This window comes from Paraburkholderia sp. SECH4, from assembly GCF_030511745.1.
Taxonomy (GTDB): Bacteria; Pseudomonadota; Gammaproteobacteria; order Burkholderiales; family Burkholderiaceae; genus Paraburkholderia; species Paraburkholderia madseniana.
Window position 1 is genome coordinate 1 of the sequence record NZ_JALOCP010000073.1, and the last position, 16,879, is coordinate 16,879.

Sequence of the window (16,879 nt, forward strand, 5' to 3'; positions counted from 1 at the left end):
CCACTACAGGACACGTTCCGATGTATTACTCACCCGTTCGCCACTCGCCACCAGGATTGCTCCCGTGCTGCCGTTCGACTTGCATGTGTAAGGCATGCCGCCAGCGTTCAATCTGAGCCAGGATCAAACTCTTCAGTTCAAACCTGTTACTGTTTTTCGGTTCAGTTAAGAACCGGTCGCTCACTCAACGTACTGACGAATGATTAACCTGCCGGCGTGAATCCACCCCGACAGGAAAACCTTCCTTTAATACTCGTGTGAGACTTGATACTTTCGCTTCCAGCAAACCCCGAAGGATCCACCTGCGCGTCGCGCATCAAGCGCCCACACTTATCGGCTGTTAATTTTTAAAGATCGATTACGCACTCACTACCGGAACAGCGCCGCGCGTCGTCAACATCACAACCACCCGGCACCGCTTCGTTCTGCGTCGCTGCATCAGCAGCAGAGAAACGAGATTATGAAGGCTCTTTTTCGTTTCGTCAACAACATTTTTTCGCTTTCGCTTAAAACCTTGTTGACGCTACAACCGCTGGTTTCCGCCGCGGCTCTCGTTCGCAAACGAGGAGGCGAACTATAGGCGAACATCAGTCATGTGACAAGGGTTTGACGAAAATCTTTTTTGGCGACTCACTTCCGGGTTGAATTCACTACAGCAGCCACCGGAACCGCTTCAGCCATTGCGGCGTACCCGGCATCGCTGGGATGGATATGGTCACCACTGTCAAAGGCGCGCTGCAGACGACTCGGTTGCGCCGGGTCGCGTAGCGCAGCGTCGAAATCGACAACACCGTCGAAAGCGTGGCTGCTTCGAATCCACTGGTTGACCGCCAGCCGGATAGTTTCCCGCGGCGCAGGTAGCGATGCAGGCGTCAGCGTTGCGCCGAACACCTTCACGCCACGGTGCCGCGCGTCCGCAATCACGCGCTGGTAGCCGGCGATCAGGTCAGCGGCTGTCACCGAGGTATGCGGAAAGTCGCAGTCGAGTCCACTACGCGCCGGCATCTCCGCGAAGTTGATGTCATTGATTCCGATCAGCAGAATCGCCGTCTTGACGCCCGGGCGCTCCAGCACGTCCCGGTCGAAACGCCGGACAAGCGCGTCGCCGTAGCAGGGCGAGTCGCTCAACAAGCGATTACCGCTGATGCCAAGATTGGCGATCGCCGTCGAGTGCTCGCCAGTGCTGGCGAACCGGCGAGCCAGCGCGTCTGGCCAGCGTCGATTCTGATTCAGACTCGAGCGCATACCGTCGGTGATCGAGTCGCCGATCGCGGCGACGGCAGCCGATGACGGCGCATCCACCGACAAACCCGTCACCCACACATATTGCGTGAACCGGCCACGAAACGAGTCAGCGGAAGTATCTGCAGTGTGATTACCCGGGGCGGAAACGTAATTCAACTGATTCGAGACCCGATGCCACGCCACAATCCGCTGTTCCGGCCCCGTAAACGCACTGATCGCGTAAGGTGCGCCCTCGGCGATGTCGATTGCGACAGGGTCACTGTCCAACTCGGCGCCCGGTGGTACGCTCACCGAACTCTTGCCGCCGAACGTCACACGCGCCTCCCCATTGCCCAGCGCAGCCGCGCCGCCGGCCGAGCGCGCAATGCGCAACTCCTCGATGACGAGCGCCGTCTTGCCGTACTCGTTGCTGAGATGGACTCGTGCGGTTTTACCGGCCAGCGTCGGATAGACAATCTGGCGAACTGTTCGCCCTGCTACCTCCGGGGCGCGATACAGGGGCGGCAAATCCGACCGTTGGGGAATGGGTTGCAACGCCGTCGCCCATGCGGTGACCCAGTGCATCGGGGCGTCGGCGGCAAAAACAGTCGGGGAAACGGCGAATTGGCAAAGCAGCGCCGCGCTATATGCGGCAGCCAGAGTGCGAATGGTCATTCGGGTGGTCAGTTCGAGGCGAAACGTGCATTGTGCCCGATCGCCATCTCTGTCGCGGCGGACCGCGCGAACGCTATCGTGCGGTCACCCGCACCTGGTCGCGGGGCTGCGTCGTCGAACGTACCGCGAGTGGCGGTATGGGTCCTCGGCGGACTGCGCGCAACCGGACGTATTCAGCCCGCCCGGCACTAGAGAGCCCTCACCGGGACTCCAGGCGCGATGTCGGCGAAGCAGTTATCCGCATGACGATGCATCGCGAGCGCTTCGCCCCCGTGAACCCGTCTGGGCAACAGCCATTCAGTGCTTGCACAGACCCATCACTCGTCAGACCGCCGCCGGAACCCCAACCATCTTCAACGCAAGCGCTTCGGCCACTTCGATCCCGTCGATGGCCGCCGAGTAGATCCCGCCGGCATACCCCGCGCCTTCACCCGCCGGATACAGGCCCTCGACATTCATGCTCTGAAAGTCATCCCGGCGTCGCACGCGAATCGGCGACGACGTTCGCGTCTCGACGCCGGTCAGCACCGCGTCATGCATCGCGAAGCCGGCAATCTTCTTGTCCATTTGCGGCAACGCTTCGCGGATCGCTTCGATTACGTAGTCTGGCAGCGCCGTGCTGAGATCGGTCGGATGCACGCCCGGTTTGTAGGACGGCACCACCGAACCCAGCGACGTGGACGGCCGCCCGGCAATAAAGTCGCCAACAAGCTGGCCCGGCGCCATATAGTTGCCGCCACCCAACTCGAACGCCCGCTCTTCCCATTTGCGCTGGAAGGCGATGCCGGCTAGCGGGCCGCCCGGATAATCGTCCGGCGTGATGCCGACGACAATCCCAGCGTTGGCATTGCGCTCGGCCCGTGAATACTGGCTCATGCCGTTGGTCACCACGCGGCCCGGCTCGGAAGTCGCCGCGACCACCGTGCCGCCAGGACACATACAGAAGCTATAAACGGCGCGCCCGTTGCTGCAGTGGTGCACGACCTTATAGTCGGCGGCGCCCAGTTGCTTGTGGCCCGCGAACTTGCCGAAACGGCTGCGATCGATCAACCCTTGCGGATGTTCGATCCGGAAACCGAGCGAAAACGGCTTCGCTTCGATATAGACGCCGCGGTCGCTCAGCATCTGGAAGGTATCGCGCGCGCTATGGCCGACCGCCAGCACCACGTGGTCGCAGCGCAAATGCTCGCCCGTCGACAGTTTGAGCCCGCGCACCTTGCCCTGATCGATTTCGATGTCGTCGACCCGCGTCTCGAAACGCACCTCGCCGCCCAACTCGTGGATGGTCGCGCGCATCTTCTCGACCATGCTGACGAGACGGAACGTGCCGATATGGGGCCGGCTCAGATAGAGAATGTCTTCCGGCGCTCCCGCACGGACGAATTCATCGAGTACCTTGCGGCCGTAGTGCTTCGGATCCTTGATCTGACTGTAAAGCTTGCCGTCCGAGAACGTGCCCGCGCCGCCTTCACCGAACTGCACATTCGATTCAGGATTGAGCACCGACTTGCGCCAAAGCCCGAAAGTATCCTTGGTGCGCTCGCGCACGGCCTTGCCGCGCTCGAGAATGATCGGACGAAAACCCATCTGGGCGAGGATCAGCCCGGCAAACAGGCCGCACGGCCCCATGCCGATCACAACCGGACGCGGGGAAGTCATCTGCGCCGGTGCTTTGGCGACAAAACGGTACGTCATGTCCGGTGTCACCGCGCAGTGGGGCACGTCGGCGAGTCGCTTGAGCGCGGCCGCTTCATCCTTCACCTCGACGTCGACGATGTAAGTGAGCTTGATGTCGGTGCGCTTGCGGGCGTCGTGCGCGCGGCGGAACACGGTGTACCGGATGAGCCCGTCCTCGCCCACGCCGAGTTCGGCGAGGCGCGCGCGGACGGCGGCTTCGAGAACGCTCTCGGGGTGATCGAGCGGGAGTTTAATTTCGCTTAGACGTAACATGAGTACCGGGGGATGCATGAAGGCCTCAAATCGCGGCCAATTCGCAATTTTATAGGTTATGTGTCGGCGCGGGGCGGCGACGCTCGCGAAACACCTTGGCGACGAACCCAAGGTGTCCCTATCGAAAACGGCCTGTCGTCTCAAAAAATTTATTAACCGACCGGTCGGTTGATTTATACTGCGCACACACAGACAACTTCCGCTGAGAGCGTCCCCATGTACACGCAATCCCTGGATATCCCCGGCAATGTCGCCCCGCTCGACGCGGCAGCGAGTTCGCCCGAGCAGTCGCAATTCGACGCGGTCATGGCCGCCGACGGCAAGATCGAAGCGCAGGACTGGATGCCTGAGGCCTACCGCAAGACGCTGGTCCGGCAAATCTCGCAGCACGCGCATTCTGAAATCGTCGGCATGCTGCCGGAAGGCAACTGGATCTCACGCGCGCCCAGCCTGAAGCGCAAGGCGATCCTGCTGGCCAAAGTGCAGGACGAAGCCGGCCACGGCCTCTATCTATATAGCGCGGCCGAAACGCTCGGCGTGTCGCGCGATCAGTTGATCGCCGCATTGCACTCGGGCAAAGCCAAATATTCGAGCATCTTCAACTACCCGACACCCACGTGGGCGGACGTCGGCGTGATCGGCTGGCTGGTGGACGGCGCGGCGATCATGAATCAGATTCCGCTGTGCCGCTGCACGTACGGCCCTTATGCCCGCGCGATGATCCGCATCTGCAAGGAAGAGTCGTTCCACCAGCGCCAGGGCTTCGACGCGCTGATGTCGATGATGAGCGGCACCGAAGCGCAACGCGAGTTGGTCCAGCAAGCCGTGAACCGCTGGTGGTGGCCGGTGCTGATGATGTTCGGCCCGAGCGACAAAGACTCGATCCACAGCAATCAGTCGTCGAAATGGGGCATCAAGCGCATCTCGAACGACGATCTGCGCCAGAAATTCGTCGACGCCACCGTCGATCAGGCCAAGGTACTCGGCGTCACGCTGCCGGATCCGGACCTGAAGTGGAACGAAGCGCGCGGCCAGCACGACTACGGCGATATCGACTGGGAAGAATTCTGGCGCGTCGTGAATGGCGACGGCCCGTGCAACCGCGAACGTCTCGCGACCCGCGTGAAAGCACATGACGACGGCGCCTGGGTGCGCGAAGCCGCCCTCGCCCATGCCGAGAAGCAGCGCCAGCGCGCACAACAGCAAGCTGCCTAACGGCGGCGACAAGCCAGACAAAGTATCAGGAGATCAGCAATGAACAAGGAATGGCCGATTTGGGAAGTCTTCGTGCGCAGCAAGCAGGGACTCGACCATAAACACTGCGGCAGCCTGCATGCCGCCGACGCGCCGATGGCGCTGCGCATGGCGCGCGACGTCTACACGCGCCGCCAGGAAGGCGTGAGCATCTGGGTGGTGCCGTCGTCGGCGATCACGGCATCCGCGCCGGAAGACAAGGCTGAGCTGTTCGAACCGGCTGGCGACAAGATTTATCGCCACCCGACGTTCTACACGCTCCCCGACGAAGTCAACCACATGTAAGCGCGGCCATGACCATCACGCCCCAACATCTGCAGTATGTGCTGCGCCTCGCGGACACCGCGCTGATCCTCGGTCAGCGCAATGCCGAGTGGTGCGGTCACGGCCCGATCCTCGAAGAGGACATCGCGCTGTCGAACATGAGTCTGGATCTGATCGGCCAGGCGCGCCTGCTGTACACGCACGCCGCCTCGCTGGAACAGCAACTCACCGGCAAAAGCCGCACGGAAGACGACTACGCGTACTTCCGCGCGGAACGCGAGTTCGCCAACTACACGCTGGCCGAGTTGCCGCATTACGGCCCGCTCGCCGGCACGGCGCAAGCCGAGAAGGACTACGCGGTCACGATCGTGCGCAATTTCCTGTACTCAACGCTGATGGCGCATCTGTGGTCCGCGCTCACTACGTCGAAGGATGAACAGCTTGCAGCGATCGCCTCGAAGTCGATCAAGGAAACCAGCTATCACGTGCACCATGCGGGCGAATGGCTGATTCGTTTCGGCGACGGCACGGACGAGTCGCATCGCCGCGCGCAAGCTGCGCTCGACTATCTGCTGCCGTACACGCGTGAGTTTTTTAGTGCGGACGCCGTGGAGGAAGCCATCGCCGCCGCCGGCATCGGGCCGCTGACGTCGGACCTCGAGGCAGCATGGCTCGAAGACGTAGCGGCCACGCTCGACCCGGCCACGCTCAAGCTCCCCGAAGCGGTCAAGCACATCACGGCCGGCAAGCATGGCGAGCACTCGGAGCACATGGGCTTCGTGCTGGCCGAAATGCAAAGCCTCGCGCGCCAGCATCCCGGCGCCACCTGGTAAGCACGCACCCGAGCGCTCAACCGGAACCCAACGGAACTTTAAGATGACGACCTCGACTGCCATGCCCACCGCCGACGCCACGCTCGAGCGCGCATGGGCCGTGCTCGAAACGGTGCCTGATCCGGAGATCCCGGTGGTATCGATTCGTGAACTCGGCATTCTGCGCGACGTGCGACGCGCCGCCGACGGCACGCTCGAAGTCGTGATCACGCCGACCTATTCCGGTTGCCCGGCGATGTCGCAGATCGCCGAAGACGTCGCCCACGCGCTCGATGTGGCTGAACTGAAGCCGTATCGGATCGCCACTGTGCTGGCGCCAGCCTGGACCACCGACTGGATGACCGCCGACGCGCGCGAAAAATTGCGCGCCTATGGCATCGCGCCGCCCACGGGCAATTGCGGTTCAGCCGCTCCGTCGCAGGAAAAAGTGCTGCGTTTCATGCCGCGCGCGCTACCGGCGCCGTCCTGCCCCCGTTGCAGCTCGGCGCACACCGAGCGTCTCGCGCAATTCGGCTCGACGGCCTGCAAGGCCCTGTACCGCTGCATCGACTGCCGCGAACCCTTCGACTATTTCAAACCATACTGATATGGCTACCCCGCAATTTCATCCGCTGCGTATCCGCGAAGTGCGGCCCGAAACCGCCGACGCGGTCTCGGTCGCCTTCGAAGTCCCTGTCGAACTGCGCGAACACTATCGCTTCACGCAGGGCCAGTTCGTCACCCTGAAAACGCACATCGACGGTGAGGAAACGCGCCGTTCGTACTCGATCTGCGTCGGCGTCACCGATTACGACCGCGACGGCGAACTGCGCATCGGCATCAAACGCGTGCGCGGCGGCCGTTTCTCGAACTTCGCGTTCGACACGCTGCAACCCGGCCACACCATCGACGTGATGACGCCGGACGGCCGCTTCTTCACCCATCTCAACGCCGACCAGGGCCAGCAGTACATCGCGTTTTCCGGCGGCTCGGGCATCACGCCGGTGCTCGCGATCATCAAGACCACGCTGGAAGTGGAGCCGCGTAGCACCTTCACGCTGGTGTACGGCAACCGCAGCGTCGATCAGATCATGTTCGCGGAAGAGCTCGAAGATCTGAAGAACCGCTTCATGAACCGCTTCGTGCTCTATCACGTGCTGTCGGACGACCTGCAGGACGTCGAGCTGTTCAACGGCGTGCTCGACCAGGAGAAGTGCGCCGCCTTCATCGACAACCTGCTGCCGGCCGATGCCATCGACGAAGCCTTCATCTGCGGTCCCGGCCCGATGATGGATGCGGCCGAGGCCGCGCTGAAAGCCGCAGGCGTACCTTCGGAAAAAGTGCATGTGGAGCGCTTCGGTTCGCCGCTGCCGCAAGCGGGCGTGCCGCCGGTCGAAATCACCGACGACACCCCGGCCGCCGACCTCGAAATCGTCCTTGATGGGAAACGGCGCAAGCTGCGCCTGCCGTATCAGGGCGTGAGCGTGCTCGACGTCGGCTTGCGTGCCGGCCTCGCGCTGCCGTACGCATGCAAGGGCGGCGTCTGCTGCACTTGCCGCGCGAAGGTGCTCGAAGGCGAGGTCAAGATGGAAAAGAACTACACGCTGGAAGAACACGAAATCCGCGACGGTTACGTGCTGACCTGCCAATGCCATCCAATCAGCGATCGCGTGGTGGTGAGTTACGACGAGCGTTGAGTCGCGCGCGACGGGTGGCCATGCGACGCCCGCAACGCTTTCAGCAGGTCCGCGATGCGCTTACACTAGGGGCCGCTCGCGATCGGACATCAGTCCCGATCGATGAGCGGCCCCTTTTGTTATTTGCGTTTTTTGCCAGCCCAAGCCACTGCCGATGAGCACCATCCACCTCACCAACGGCGATGTCGCCGCCGAATCATTGCGCGCCGCGCTAGCCGAGGCGGCCCGCGACGATCGCGTGCACGCACTGCGCGACGATCTGGCGGTCGGCCCATTGCGTGGCATCGACGACGGACCCGACGTGCGAGCAGAGTTCTGGGACCGAGTCAGCGCGGACACCCGGCGCGATTTTCTTCGTGAATTCCGCGAGCAGGCGGCAACGCTGGAGAACATCGCGCGGGGCGACGCGAATCTGGTGATCTGGCACGGCGAAAGCGCGGCCGATCAATTGATGCTGCGCCGCGTCTGCTATCACCTGCGCAACAGCCCGCAACGGCTGAATGAAGTGCGCCTGTCGATTCGCGACCTCACCGACCCGGGCGCCTGGGCGCACAGCCGCAAAGATCGCGCGACGTCCGTCGGCATGTTCGCGCCGACTGTCCTGCAAGGGCGTCTGCATGACGCGGCGCCGATTTCGGTTCTGCGCATCAGCCGACTCGCGCTCGAATGGCAGGAAGCCAAGCACGCAAACGGCGAGACGCGCCGCTGGCGCGACAACACTTTCACGAGCGGCAACTTCGCCGATCTGGACGCGCTGATTCTCGAGCACGCCACGGGCGACTGGCAGCCCGCCGCGCGCGTTGCAGCGGAACTGATGACCGCTGAACTCTGTTATCTGGTGAGCGACAGCATCGTGCTGTGGCGCTTCCGCGAACTGGCCGCGACCCGTCGCATCAAGCTGCGTGGCGACGCGAGCGCATGGCGCACGCTGGAACTGTCTGCGGCGCTTGCCCCCTGTCCACACTAATAAAATAGACGACCATGGCCCGTACCCGAGCCCCCGACCACGAAACCCAACGCGACCAGATTCTCGAACTCGCCGCGGAGAAATTCGCCCAGACCAGCTACCCGAGCACCTCGATGGCCGATCTCGCGGCCGCGAGCGGCACCTCGAAAGCGCGCCTGTACCACTATTACGCGAGCAAGGAAGCGATCCTGTTCGATCTGCTGGACCGCTACACGAAGCGGCTGATGCTGATCATCGCGGAGGTGGAAGGCGCGAGCCAACGCCGCGGACTGTCCGAGCGCGACACTTTCGCCGAGCTGATCCGGGCGTTCCTATCCGAGTACGAGACGTCGCACAGCCGGCACGTCGCGCTCCTGAACGACGTCAAGTATCTGGTCGATACCCAGCGTGAGGTCATACTGAACCGCCAGCGCGATGTAGTCGCGGCGTTTGCGCGGCAACTGGCGCGCGCCTATCCGGAACGCGCCACTCGCGAAAACCAGACCGCGCTAACGATGATGGTGTTCGGCATGATCAACTGGACGTTCACCTGGCTCAAGCCGGACGGCCGGATGGGCTACCGGGAATTCGCCGAGCAGGTGGTCGATATGGTGGATCACGGACTGACTTCTGCCTAAGGCTGATTGCGCACGGCAGCATTGTTCAGAGGAAATAATTGCCACGAGTTGTCTAGGCGCGACAACTTGTCACGAACGCTCGTTCAATTTATTTTTCTTTAATAATCAATGCATTAAAAATAGGGCACCAACTTTCTAGACATTGCCCTCAGTTTTTGATACGGGTTTTCCCTAGTGCGAGATCGGCATATCCGCTAAAATCGTTTTTGCGGTGCACCATGCCGCTCGATTAAAAGGAGAACCCGACCATGAACATGATTACACCCCGCGCCGCTGAGCCGATCGTTGCGCACGATCGTCCGTTGCAGCCAGGCGGTCGTGCGCCTGCTCTGGTCCGCGAGCTCACCGCCATCGATCGCGAACGACTGCTGACCCACTTCCTCGCGCTCGGCGAAGACGACCGCCTTCTGCGTTTCGGCCAGGTTGTACCGAACCACGTCATTGAAAACTACGTCCGCGCGATCGATTTCACGCGCGACACGGTCTTCGGCGTGTTCGACAGTCAGTTGCAACTCACCGGCGTCGGCCATCTGGCGTATCTGCCGGCCGAAGGCGACAAGCGCACCGCCGAATTCGGCGTGTCCGTGCTGGAAAGCGTCCGCGGGCAAGGTATTGGCTCGAAGCTCTTCGAGCGCGCAGCCATTCGCAGCCGCAATACACATGTCACCACGCTTTACATGCATTGCCTGTCGCGCAATTCGACCATGATGCACATCGCGAAGAAGGCCGGCATGAAGATCGAATACGCGTACGGCGAAGCAGATGCCTATCTGACGCTGTCGCCAGCGGACCAGACGAGCATCATCGCTGAAATGCTGCAGGAACAAGCCGCCGTGTTCGACTACGCACTCAAGCGTCAGGCACGTCAGGCGTCGAAGTTGTTCGAATCGTTTATGCCGACTGCTGAGGCCGCTTAACCGGTCTGCGCTTCAGGCAAAAGGGCAGCCTAACGCGGCTGCCCTTTTTGTTTGTCCGTCACCTGACCACGGCGCAGCGCTCACAAAATCGGCAGCGCCGTTGTTTCCTTGAACTTCTCGAGCGAAAAGCTCGTCTTCACGTCGATTACAGAGGGATGGTGCAGCAACTGGTCCTGCACGAAGCGTGAAAAGTGCGCCATATCCTCGACCTGCACACGCAGCAGGTAATCCATGTCGCCCGTCATCGCGTGACAGGCGACCACTTCCGGCCACGTCTGCACTGCCGCGCGAAACAGATCGGCATGCGTAGTGTCGCCGCGCGGACTAAGCCCCGGACCGCTGCGCTTTTCCAGTCGCACGTTGACGTAGGCGAGCAGATCAAGCCCAAGCTTTTGCGCATCGAGTAACGCGACATAGCCGCGAATCACCCCGCTCTCTTCCAGCCGACGGATACGCCGTAGACACGGGCTCGGCGACAGGTTGATGCGCTCGGCGATCTCCTGATTCGACAGCCGGCCATTCTCCTGAAGGATTGCCAGAATGCGTCTGTCGATGGCGTCTATCTCTATTTTGGCCATTTTCTGCTGTCCGCTTGATAAATTGAGCTAGAAAATAGCCCAAGCGTATCGGTGCGCGATTAAGTTCGCAAGTTTTCGTCGCGAGTCGGCCTTTACACTTGCGTCATTCAGTCGCGCTAACTCGCATACCCCGCGCCGGCGCTCAATGGAGACAGACAATGCAGGTTTCAACTTGGGAAAACCCGGTCGGCACGGACGGCTTCGAATTCATCGAATACACCGCACCCGATCCGAAGGCGCTCGGCAAGCTGTTCGAACAGATGGGCTTCACCGCCGTTGCCCGGCACCGTCACAAAGACGTGACGCTGTATCGCCAGGGCGAAATCAACTTCATCGTCAACGGGGAACAGCATTCGTTCGCGCAACGTTTCACGCGCCTGCATGGCCCGTCGATCTGCGCGATCGCGTTCCGTGTGCAGGACGCGGCAAAGGCTTACCAGCAGGCCCTGGAAAAAGGCGCTTGGGGCTTCGACAACAAGACCGGCCCGATGGAACTGAACATCCCGGCGATCAAGGGCATCGGCGACTCGCTGATCTATTTTGTCGACCGCTGGCGCGGCAAGAACGGTGCTGAGCCGGGCACTATCGGCAACATCGATATTTACGACGTCGACTTCGAACCAATTCCAGGCGCGAATCCGAACCCCGTCGGCCATGGCCTAACCTACATCGACCATCTGACGCACAACGTCCATCGCGGACGCATGCAGGAATGGGCGGAGTTCTATGAGCGCCTGTTCAATTTCCGGGAAGTGCGTTACTTCGACATCGAGGGCAAAGTGACCGGCGTGAAATCGAAGGCGATGACCTCGCCGTGCGGCAAAATCCGCATTCCGATCAATGAGGAAGGGTCAGACGTAGCCGGTCAAATCCAGGAGTATCTGGACCAGTACCACGGCGAAGGCATCCAGCACATCGCGCTGGGCAGCAACGACATCTACCGCACCGTGGACGGTTTGCGCGCGGCGAACATCTCGCTGCTCGATACGATCGACACGTACTATGAACTGGTCGATCGCCGCGTGCCGAACCACGGTGAGCCGCTCGACGAATTGCGTAAGCGCAAGATCCTGATCGACGGCGCCCCCGACGACTTGCTGCTGCAGATCTTCACCGAAAACCAGATCGGGCCGATCTTCTTCGAGATCATCCAGCGCAAGGGCAATCAGGGATTCGGCGAGGGCAACTTCAAGGCGCTGTTCGAATCGATCGAGCTGGATCAGATCCGCCGTGGCGTGGTCCAGGACAAGGCCTAACGACTAACGGCCCACGCGGAACGTGGGAGATATAAAAAAGGGCGAAGATCTTGCGATCCTCGCCCTTCGTCGTTTGTGCCGCTATCCGAAGCCCGGATAACGGCCGATTTTCAACCGATGCGCCGCTTCAGCGATGCATCACGAATTCTGGTCTTCCTCGTCGGCCTTTGTGGATCGTACAATGCGCTCCACCGCAATGCGCGCGGGCGCGACTTGCGCCGTGCTGGTGATCGCGTTCGACAGCGTCCCTGCGCTGTTCGAGCCGGAACTCGAGCGCACCGGCGCGCTCATGGCGAAGAATGCGGCCGAAACCATCAGGAAGGTCTGGATGTTTCTAGTGTTCATGCGTACTCCTTTTCTAACTGCCCTGCTGTCCTGAAGCTCCACCGAATGCGGAGCGTTGCGCAGACATTGCTCGCAGGTGGGGTGTTAGACAGACATTTCAACTGCGGTTCCTCATATTTGTAGTTTTTACAGCTTGTTACAGGGGAATTGCGCCGCAGGAAGTCGCCCGACGCGTTCAGCGCAAGTTCGGCGCTGCGATGCCGTATTTCTGGCACGCTGCGGCGGGTTTTCACCAGTGCTACCATCACTTAAAACACGTCAATATGGCGACCCCGGCCCCAAGCGTTCACAAGATGCCGCGGCCAAAAAAAGTTTTGGTGATCCCAAACTGATTGGAGGAGTACACATAATGAATGCCCCGCTAGACGCAGGTCAGCGAGCCTCGCTCGAAGCCGCGCTATCTTCCGTCACGCTCGACGACAAATACACCCTCGAACGCGGCCGCGCGTACATGAGCGGCATCCAGGCGCTGGTTCGTCTGCCGATGCTGCAGCAGGAACGCGACCAGGCGGCCGGGCTCAATACCGCCGGCTTCATCTCCGGTTACCGCGGATCGCCACTCGGCGGACTCGACCAATCCTTGTGGAAAGCGAAGCAGCATCTCGCCGCGCACCAGGTCGTGTTCCAACCCGGCGTCAACGAAGACCTCGCGGCGACCTCCGTGTGGGGTTCACAACAGGTCAATCTGTACCCGAGCGCCAAATACGATGGCGTGTTCTCGATGTGGTACGGGAAGGGCCCAGGCGTCGACCGTTCCGGTGACGTCTTCAAGCACGGCAATTCAGCCGGCTCGGCGCAACACGGCGGCGTTCTCGTGCTCGCCGGCGACGACCACGCCGCAAAATCCTCGACGCTCGCGCACCAGTCGGAACACATCTTCAAGGCGTGTGGCCTGCCGGTACTGTTTCCATCGAACGTACAGGAATATCTGGACTTCGGCCTGCACGGCTGGGCCATGAGCCGCTACTCCGGCCTGTGGGTGGCGATGAAGTGCGTGACCGACGTGGTCGAATCGTCGGCTTCGGTCGATATCGATCCGCACCGCACGAAAATCATTCTGCCGGACGACTTCGCCATGCCCGACGGCGGCCTGAACATTCGCTGGCCGGATCCGCCGCTGGTGCAGGAAGCGCGTCTGCTCGACTACAAGTGGTACGCGGCGCTCGCCTATGTGCGCGCGAACAAACTGGACCGCGTCGAAATCGATTCGCCGCATGCGCGCTTCGGCATCATGACCGGCGGCAAGGCATACCTCGACGTGCGTCAGGCGCTGACCGATCTCGGTCTCGACGACGAAACCTGTTCGCGCATTGGTATCCGTCTGTATAAGGTCGGCTGTGTATGGCCGCTCGAGGCGCAAGGTGCGCAAGCCTTCGCACGCGGTCTAGATGAAATTCTGGTGGTTGAAGAAAAGCGCCAGATTCTCGAATACGCGATCAAGGAAGAACTGTACAACTGGCCCGATGCGCAGCGTCCGCGCGTGTTCGGCAAGTTCGATGAAAAGGACGGCGCGGGTGGCGAATGGTCCGTGCCGATGGGCAACTGGCTGCTGCCGGCGCACTACGAACTCTCACCGGCGATCATCGCCAAGGCGATCGCCACGCGACTCGACAAGTTTGACCTGCCGTCCGACGTGCGTGCGCGCATTGCGACGCGCATCGCGGTCATCGAAGCGAAGGAAAAAGCCCTGGCGCGTCCGCGCGTCGAAGCCGAGCGCAAGCCGTGGTTCTGTTCCGGCTGCCCGCACAACACGTCGACGAACGTGCCGGAAGGTTCGCGTGCGATGGCCGGCATCGGCTGCCACTACATGACCGTGTGGATGGACCGCAGCACCAGCACCTTCAGCCAGATGGGCGGCGAAGGCGTCGCGTGGATCGGCCAGGCGCCGTTCACCAACGATAAGCACGTATTCGCCAACCTCGGTGACGGCACCTACTTCCACTCGGGTCTGCTCGCGATTCGCGCGGCGATCGCGTCGAAGGCGAACATCACCTACAAGATTCTCTATAACGATGCAGTCGCGATGACGGGCGGGCAACCGGTCGACGGCGTGCTGACCGTGCCGCAGATTACGCATCAACTCGCCGCCGAAGGCGCGACGAAGATCGTGATCGTCACCGATGAACCGGAGAAATACTCCGCGAACGTCGGTCTCGCGCCAGGCATCGACATTCACCATCGCGACAAGCTCGATGAAGTTCAGCGTCAGCTTCGCGAGATTTCCGGCACCACGATCCTGATCTACGACCAGACCTGCGCGACGGAGAAACGCCGCCGCAGGAAACGCGGCACGTATCCGGATCCGGCGCGTCGTGTCGTGATCAACGAAGCGGTGTGCGAAGGCTGCGGCGATTGCTCGGTGAAGTCGAATTGCCTGTCTGTCGAGCCGCTCGATACCGAGTACGGCACCAAGCGCCAGATCAATCAGTCGACGTGCAACAAGGACTTCTCGTGCGTGAACGGGTTCTGCCCGAGCTTCGTATCCGTCGAAGGGGGTCAGTTGCGCAAGCCGAAGGCGGCTTCCGGCATTGTCGGTGACGCGATGCCACCGGTGCCGGAACCCGAACTACCGTCGATCGCGCGCCCTTATGGGGTGCTGGTGACGGGCGTCGGCGGCACGGGTGTCGTAACGATCGGCGCCTTGCTCGGCATGGCCGCGCATTTGGAAAACAAGGGCGTCACGGTGCTCGACGTCACCGGCCTCGCGCAAAAGGGCGGCGCCGTGATGAGCCACGTGCAGATCGCCCAGAACCCGGGCGACATTCACGCGACCCGTATCGCAATGGGCGAAGCCAGTCTCGTGATTGGCTGCGACGCGATCGTGACCGCCAGCGACGAATGCGTTTCGCGGATGCAGGTGGGCCGGACCCGTGTCGTGCTCAATAGCGCGCACACGCCGACCGCCGAACTCATCAAGAACCCGAACTGGCGCTTTCCGGGCAGCAGCACCGAAGCGGACGTGCGTGCCGGTGCGGGCGACGACGGCGTCGATATGGTCGATGCGAATCACTTCGCCGTCGCGCTACTTGGCGATGCGATCTACACGAATCCGTTCGTGCTCGGCTACGCGTGGCAACGCGGCTGGGTGCCGCTGACGTATCAATCGCTGATGCGCGCAATCGAGCTGAACAACGTGCAGATCGAGAAGAACCGTGCGGCTTTCGAATGGGGCCGTCGTGCCGCGCACGACCTGGCCTCGGTGCGCACGCTCGCGCACTCGCAAGGACGCGGTGCCGCAGCGGAAACGACGAGCAGCAAGATCATCTCGCTGCACACACCGAAGGCGCTCGACACGCTGATCGACAAGCGTGCCAACTATCTTGCCGCGTACCAGGACGCCGCTTATGCGGACCGTTATCGTGCATTGGTGTCGCAAGTGCGCGTGGCAGAATCGGCGCTCGATTCGATCGACGGCCAGTTGCCGTTGACCGAAGCGGTCGCGAAGAATCTGCACAAGCTGATGGCCTACAAGGACGAGTACGAAGTCGCACGGCTCTATAGCGACCCCGCGTTCATCGAAAAACTGAAGGCGAATTTCGAAGGCGACTGGAAGCTGCACATTCACCTCGCGCCGCCGACGTTCTCGAAAAAAGACGCACAAGGTCATCTGGTGAAGAAGAAGTACGGACCTTGGGTGTTCAGCGCCATGCACGTGCTCGCAAAACTCAAGTTCCTGCGCGGGACGGCGCTCGACGTGTTCGGCAAGACGGAGGAGCGTCGCACGGAGCGTGCGCTGATCGTCGAGTACGAGGCGCTGGTACGCGAGCTGATCGGTGGCCTGACCGCGCAGAAGCGTGAGTTGGCGGTCGAACTGGCGAATCTGCCGGACGGTATCCGCGGCTACGGGCACGTGAAGGAAAATAACCTGAAAGGCGTGCGGGTGAAGTGGAATGACTTGCTGACGCGCTGGCGTTCGCCGGAAGCGGGGAAGACGCAGCACGCGGCATGAACTTGCCGGCTTGACCGGCCGACATTGGCCTGAAATGGAAAAGGCGGCTGTCCTCGCGGACAGTCGCCTTTTTTTGCCTGTTTCGCCACGTGATGCGTGTGTACAAGAACAAGCGGTACTGCGCCTTCCAACAACACAACAACAACCAACCAAAAACAAACAACTACCAGACAGCTACTACAACTACGAACTGCTACTTCAACCGCCAACTGCTACTTCAACTACCAACCGCTACTTCAACTACCAACCGCTACTTCAACTACCAACTACCAACTACAACAACACACACTTACTACCAGTACTGCAACCCATTGGTACTACGTAAGCGCTCGATTTGTACCGTCTGTTCGTGGCGGCGGGAGGGGTGCAATCTG

The 16,879-nt window shown here is 61.4% G+C and carries 14 protein-coding genes and 1 rRNA gene; 10 read left to right on the forward strand and 5 right to left on the reverse strand.

Annotation, left to right across the window (positions count from 1 at the left end):
* The 3 genes from M0D67_RS40775 to M0D67_RS40785 form a co-directional block, all read right to left on the reverse strand.
* Positions 1–139 (reverse strand): 16S ribosomal RNA (locus M0D67_RS40775); the annotation flags it as partial.
* A 491-nt stretch (positions 140–630) separates the two neighbouring features.
* Complete coding sequence (locus tag M0D67_RS40780; protein ID WP_266243277.1) at positions 631–1,899, reverse strand: SGNH/GDSL hydrolase family protein; 1,269 nt, start codon at positions 1,897–1,899, stop codon at positions 631–633.
* Positions 1,900–2,223: 324 nt separating this feature from the next.
* Positions 2,224–3,849, reverse strand: a complete 1,626-nt coding sequence (locus tag M0D67_RS40785; RefSeq protein WP_171928490.1) for an NAD(P)/FAD-dependent oxidoreductase — start codon at positions 3,847–3,849, stop codon at positions 2,224–2,226.
* A 216-nt stretch (positions 3,850–4,065) separates the two neighbouring features.
* Here M0D67_RS40785 and paaA point away from each other — a divergent pair, with 216 nt between their 5' ends.
* From paaA to M0D67_RS40825, 8 genes are all read left to right on the forward strand, one after another.
* Positions 4,066–5,064, forward strand: coding sequence for a 1,2-phenylacetyl-CoA epoxidase subunit PaaA (gene paaA / locus M0D67_RS40790; RefSeq protein ID WP_154567288.1), 999 nt, complete (start codon positions 4,066–4,068; stop codon positions 5,062–5,064).
* A gap of 39 nt (positions 5,065–5,103) precedes the next feature.
* Positions 5,104–5,388 (forward strand): 1,2-phenylacetyl-CoA epoxidase subunit PaaB, encoded by a 285-nt coding sequence (gene paaB / locus M0D67_RS40795; protein ID WP_007179854.1) that lies wholly within the window; start codon positions 5,104–5,106, stop codon positions 5,386–5,388.
* 8 nt (positions 5,389–5,396) lie between these two features.
* Entirely contained in the window at positions 5,397–6,200 is an 804-nt protein-coding gene (gene paaC, locus M0D67_RS40800) for a 1,2-phenylacetyl-CoA epoxidase subunit PaaC (protein ID WP_154567287.1), read from the forward strand.
* A 43-nt stretch (positions 6,201–6,243) separates the two neighbouring features.
* Positions 6,244–6,786 carry a 1,2-phenylacetyl-CoA epoxidase subunit PaaD gene (gene paaD / locus M0D67_RS40805; protein WP_266243281.1) on the forward strand — a complete coding sequence of 181 codons (543 nt, stop codon included), beginning with the start codon at positions 6,244–6,246 and terminating at the stop codon, positions 6,784–6,786.
* A 1-nt stretch (position 6,787) separates the two neighbouring features.
* Positions 6,788–7,876: a 1,2-phenylacetyl-CoA epoxidase subunit PaaE gene (gene paaE, locus M0D67_RS40810; RefSeq protein ID WP_154567286.1), complete on the forward strand. Its 1,089-nt coding sequence runs from the start codon at positions 6,788–6,790 to the stop codon at positions 7,874–7,876.
* Positions 7,877–8,030: 154 nt separating this feature from the next.
* The gene (locus M0D67_RS40815; RefSeq protein ID WP_154567285.1) at positions 8,031–8,843 is read left to right on the forward strand and encodes a DUF1835 domain-containing protein; all 813 of its coding nucleotides are present in this window, start codon (positions 8,031–8,033) and stop codon (positions 8,841–8,843) included.
* A 14-nt stretch (positions 8,844–8,857) separates the two neighbouring features.
* Positions 8,858–9,460, forward strand: a complete 603-nt coding sequence (locus tag M0D67_RS40820) for a TetR/AcrR family transcriptional regulator (RefSeq protein ID WP_266243284.1) — start codon at positions 8,858–8,860, stop codon at positions 9,458–9,460.
* 248 nt (positions 9,461–9,708) lie between these two features.
* Positions 9,709–10,377, forward strand: a complete 669-nt coding sequence (locus M0D67_RS40825) for a GNAT family N-acetyltransferase (RefSeq protein ID WP_266243286.1) — start codon at positions 9,709–9,711, stop codon at positions 10,375–10,377.
* Between the two features lie 80 nt (positions 10,378–10,457).
* On the opposite strand, the gene M0D67_RS40830 is transcribed toward M0D67_RS40825, so the two are convergent.
* Positions 10,458–10,955: an Lrp/AsnC family transcriptional regulator gene (locus tag M0D67_RS40830; RefSeq protein ID WP_054043236.1), complete on the reverse strand. Its 498-nt coding sequence runs from the start codon at positions 10,953–10,955 to the stop codon at positions 10,458–10,460.
* 158 nt (positions 10,956–11,113) lie between these two features.
* Between M0D67_RS40830 and hppD the strand changes: the two genes are divergently transcribed.
* The gene (gene hppD, locus M0D67_RS40835) at positions 11,114–12,211 is read left to right on the forward strand and encodes a 4-hydroxyphenylpyruvate dioxygenase (RefSeq protein WP_121108780.1); all 1,098 of its coding nucleotides are present in this window, start codon (positions 11,114–11,116) and stop codon (positions 12,209–12,211) included.
* Positions 12,212–12,349: 138 nt separating this feature from the next.
* Here hppD and M0D67_RS40840 read toward each other — a convergent pair whose 3' ends face one another.
* The gene (locus M0D67_RS40840) at positions 12,350–12,556 is read right to left on the reverse strand and encodes a hypothetical protein (RefSeq protein ID WP_266243291.1); all 207 of its coding nucleotides are present in this window, start codon (positions 12,554–12,556) and stop codon (positions 12,350–12,352) included.
* A 349-nt stretch (positions 12,557–12,905) separates the two neighbouring features.
* On the opposite strand from M0D67_RS40840, the gene M0D67_RS40845 reads away from it, so the two are divergent.
* Positions 12,906–16,505 carry an indolepyruvate ferredoxin oxidoreductase family protein gene (locus tag M0D67_RS40845; RefSeq protein WP_266243294.1) on the forward strand — a complete coding sequence of 1,200 codons (3,600 nt, stop codon included), beginning with the start codon at positions 12,906–12,908 and terminating at the stop codon, positions 16,503–16,505.
* The last annotated feature ends 374 nt before the right edge of the window (positions 16,506–16,879 follow it).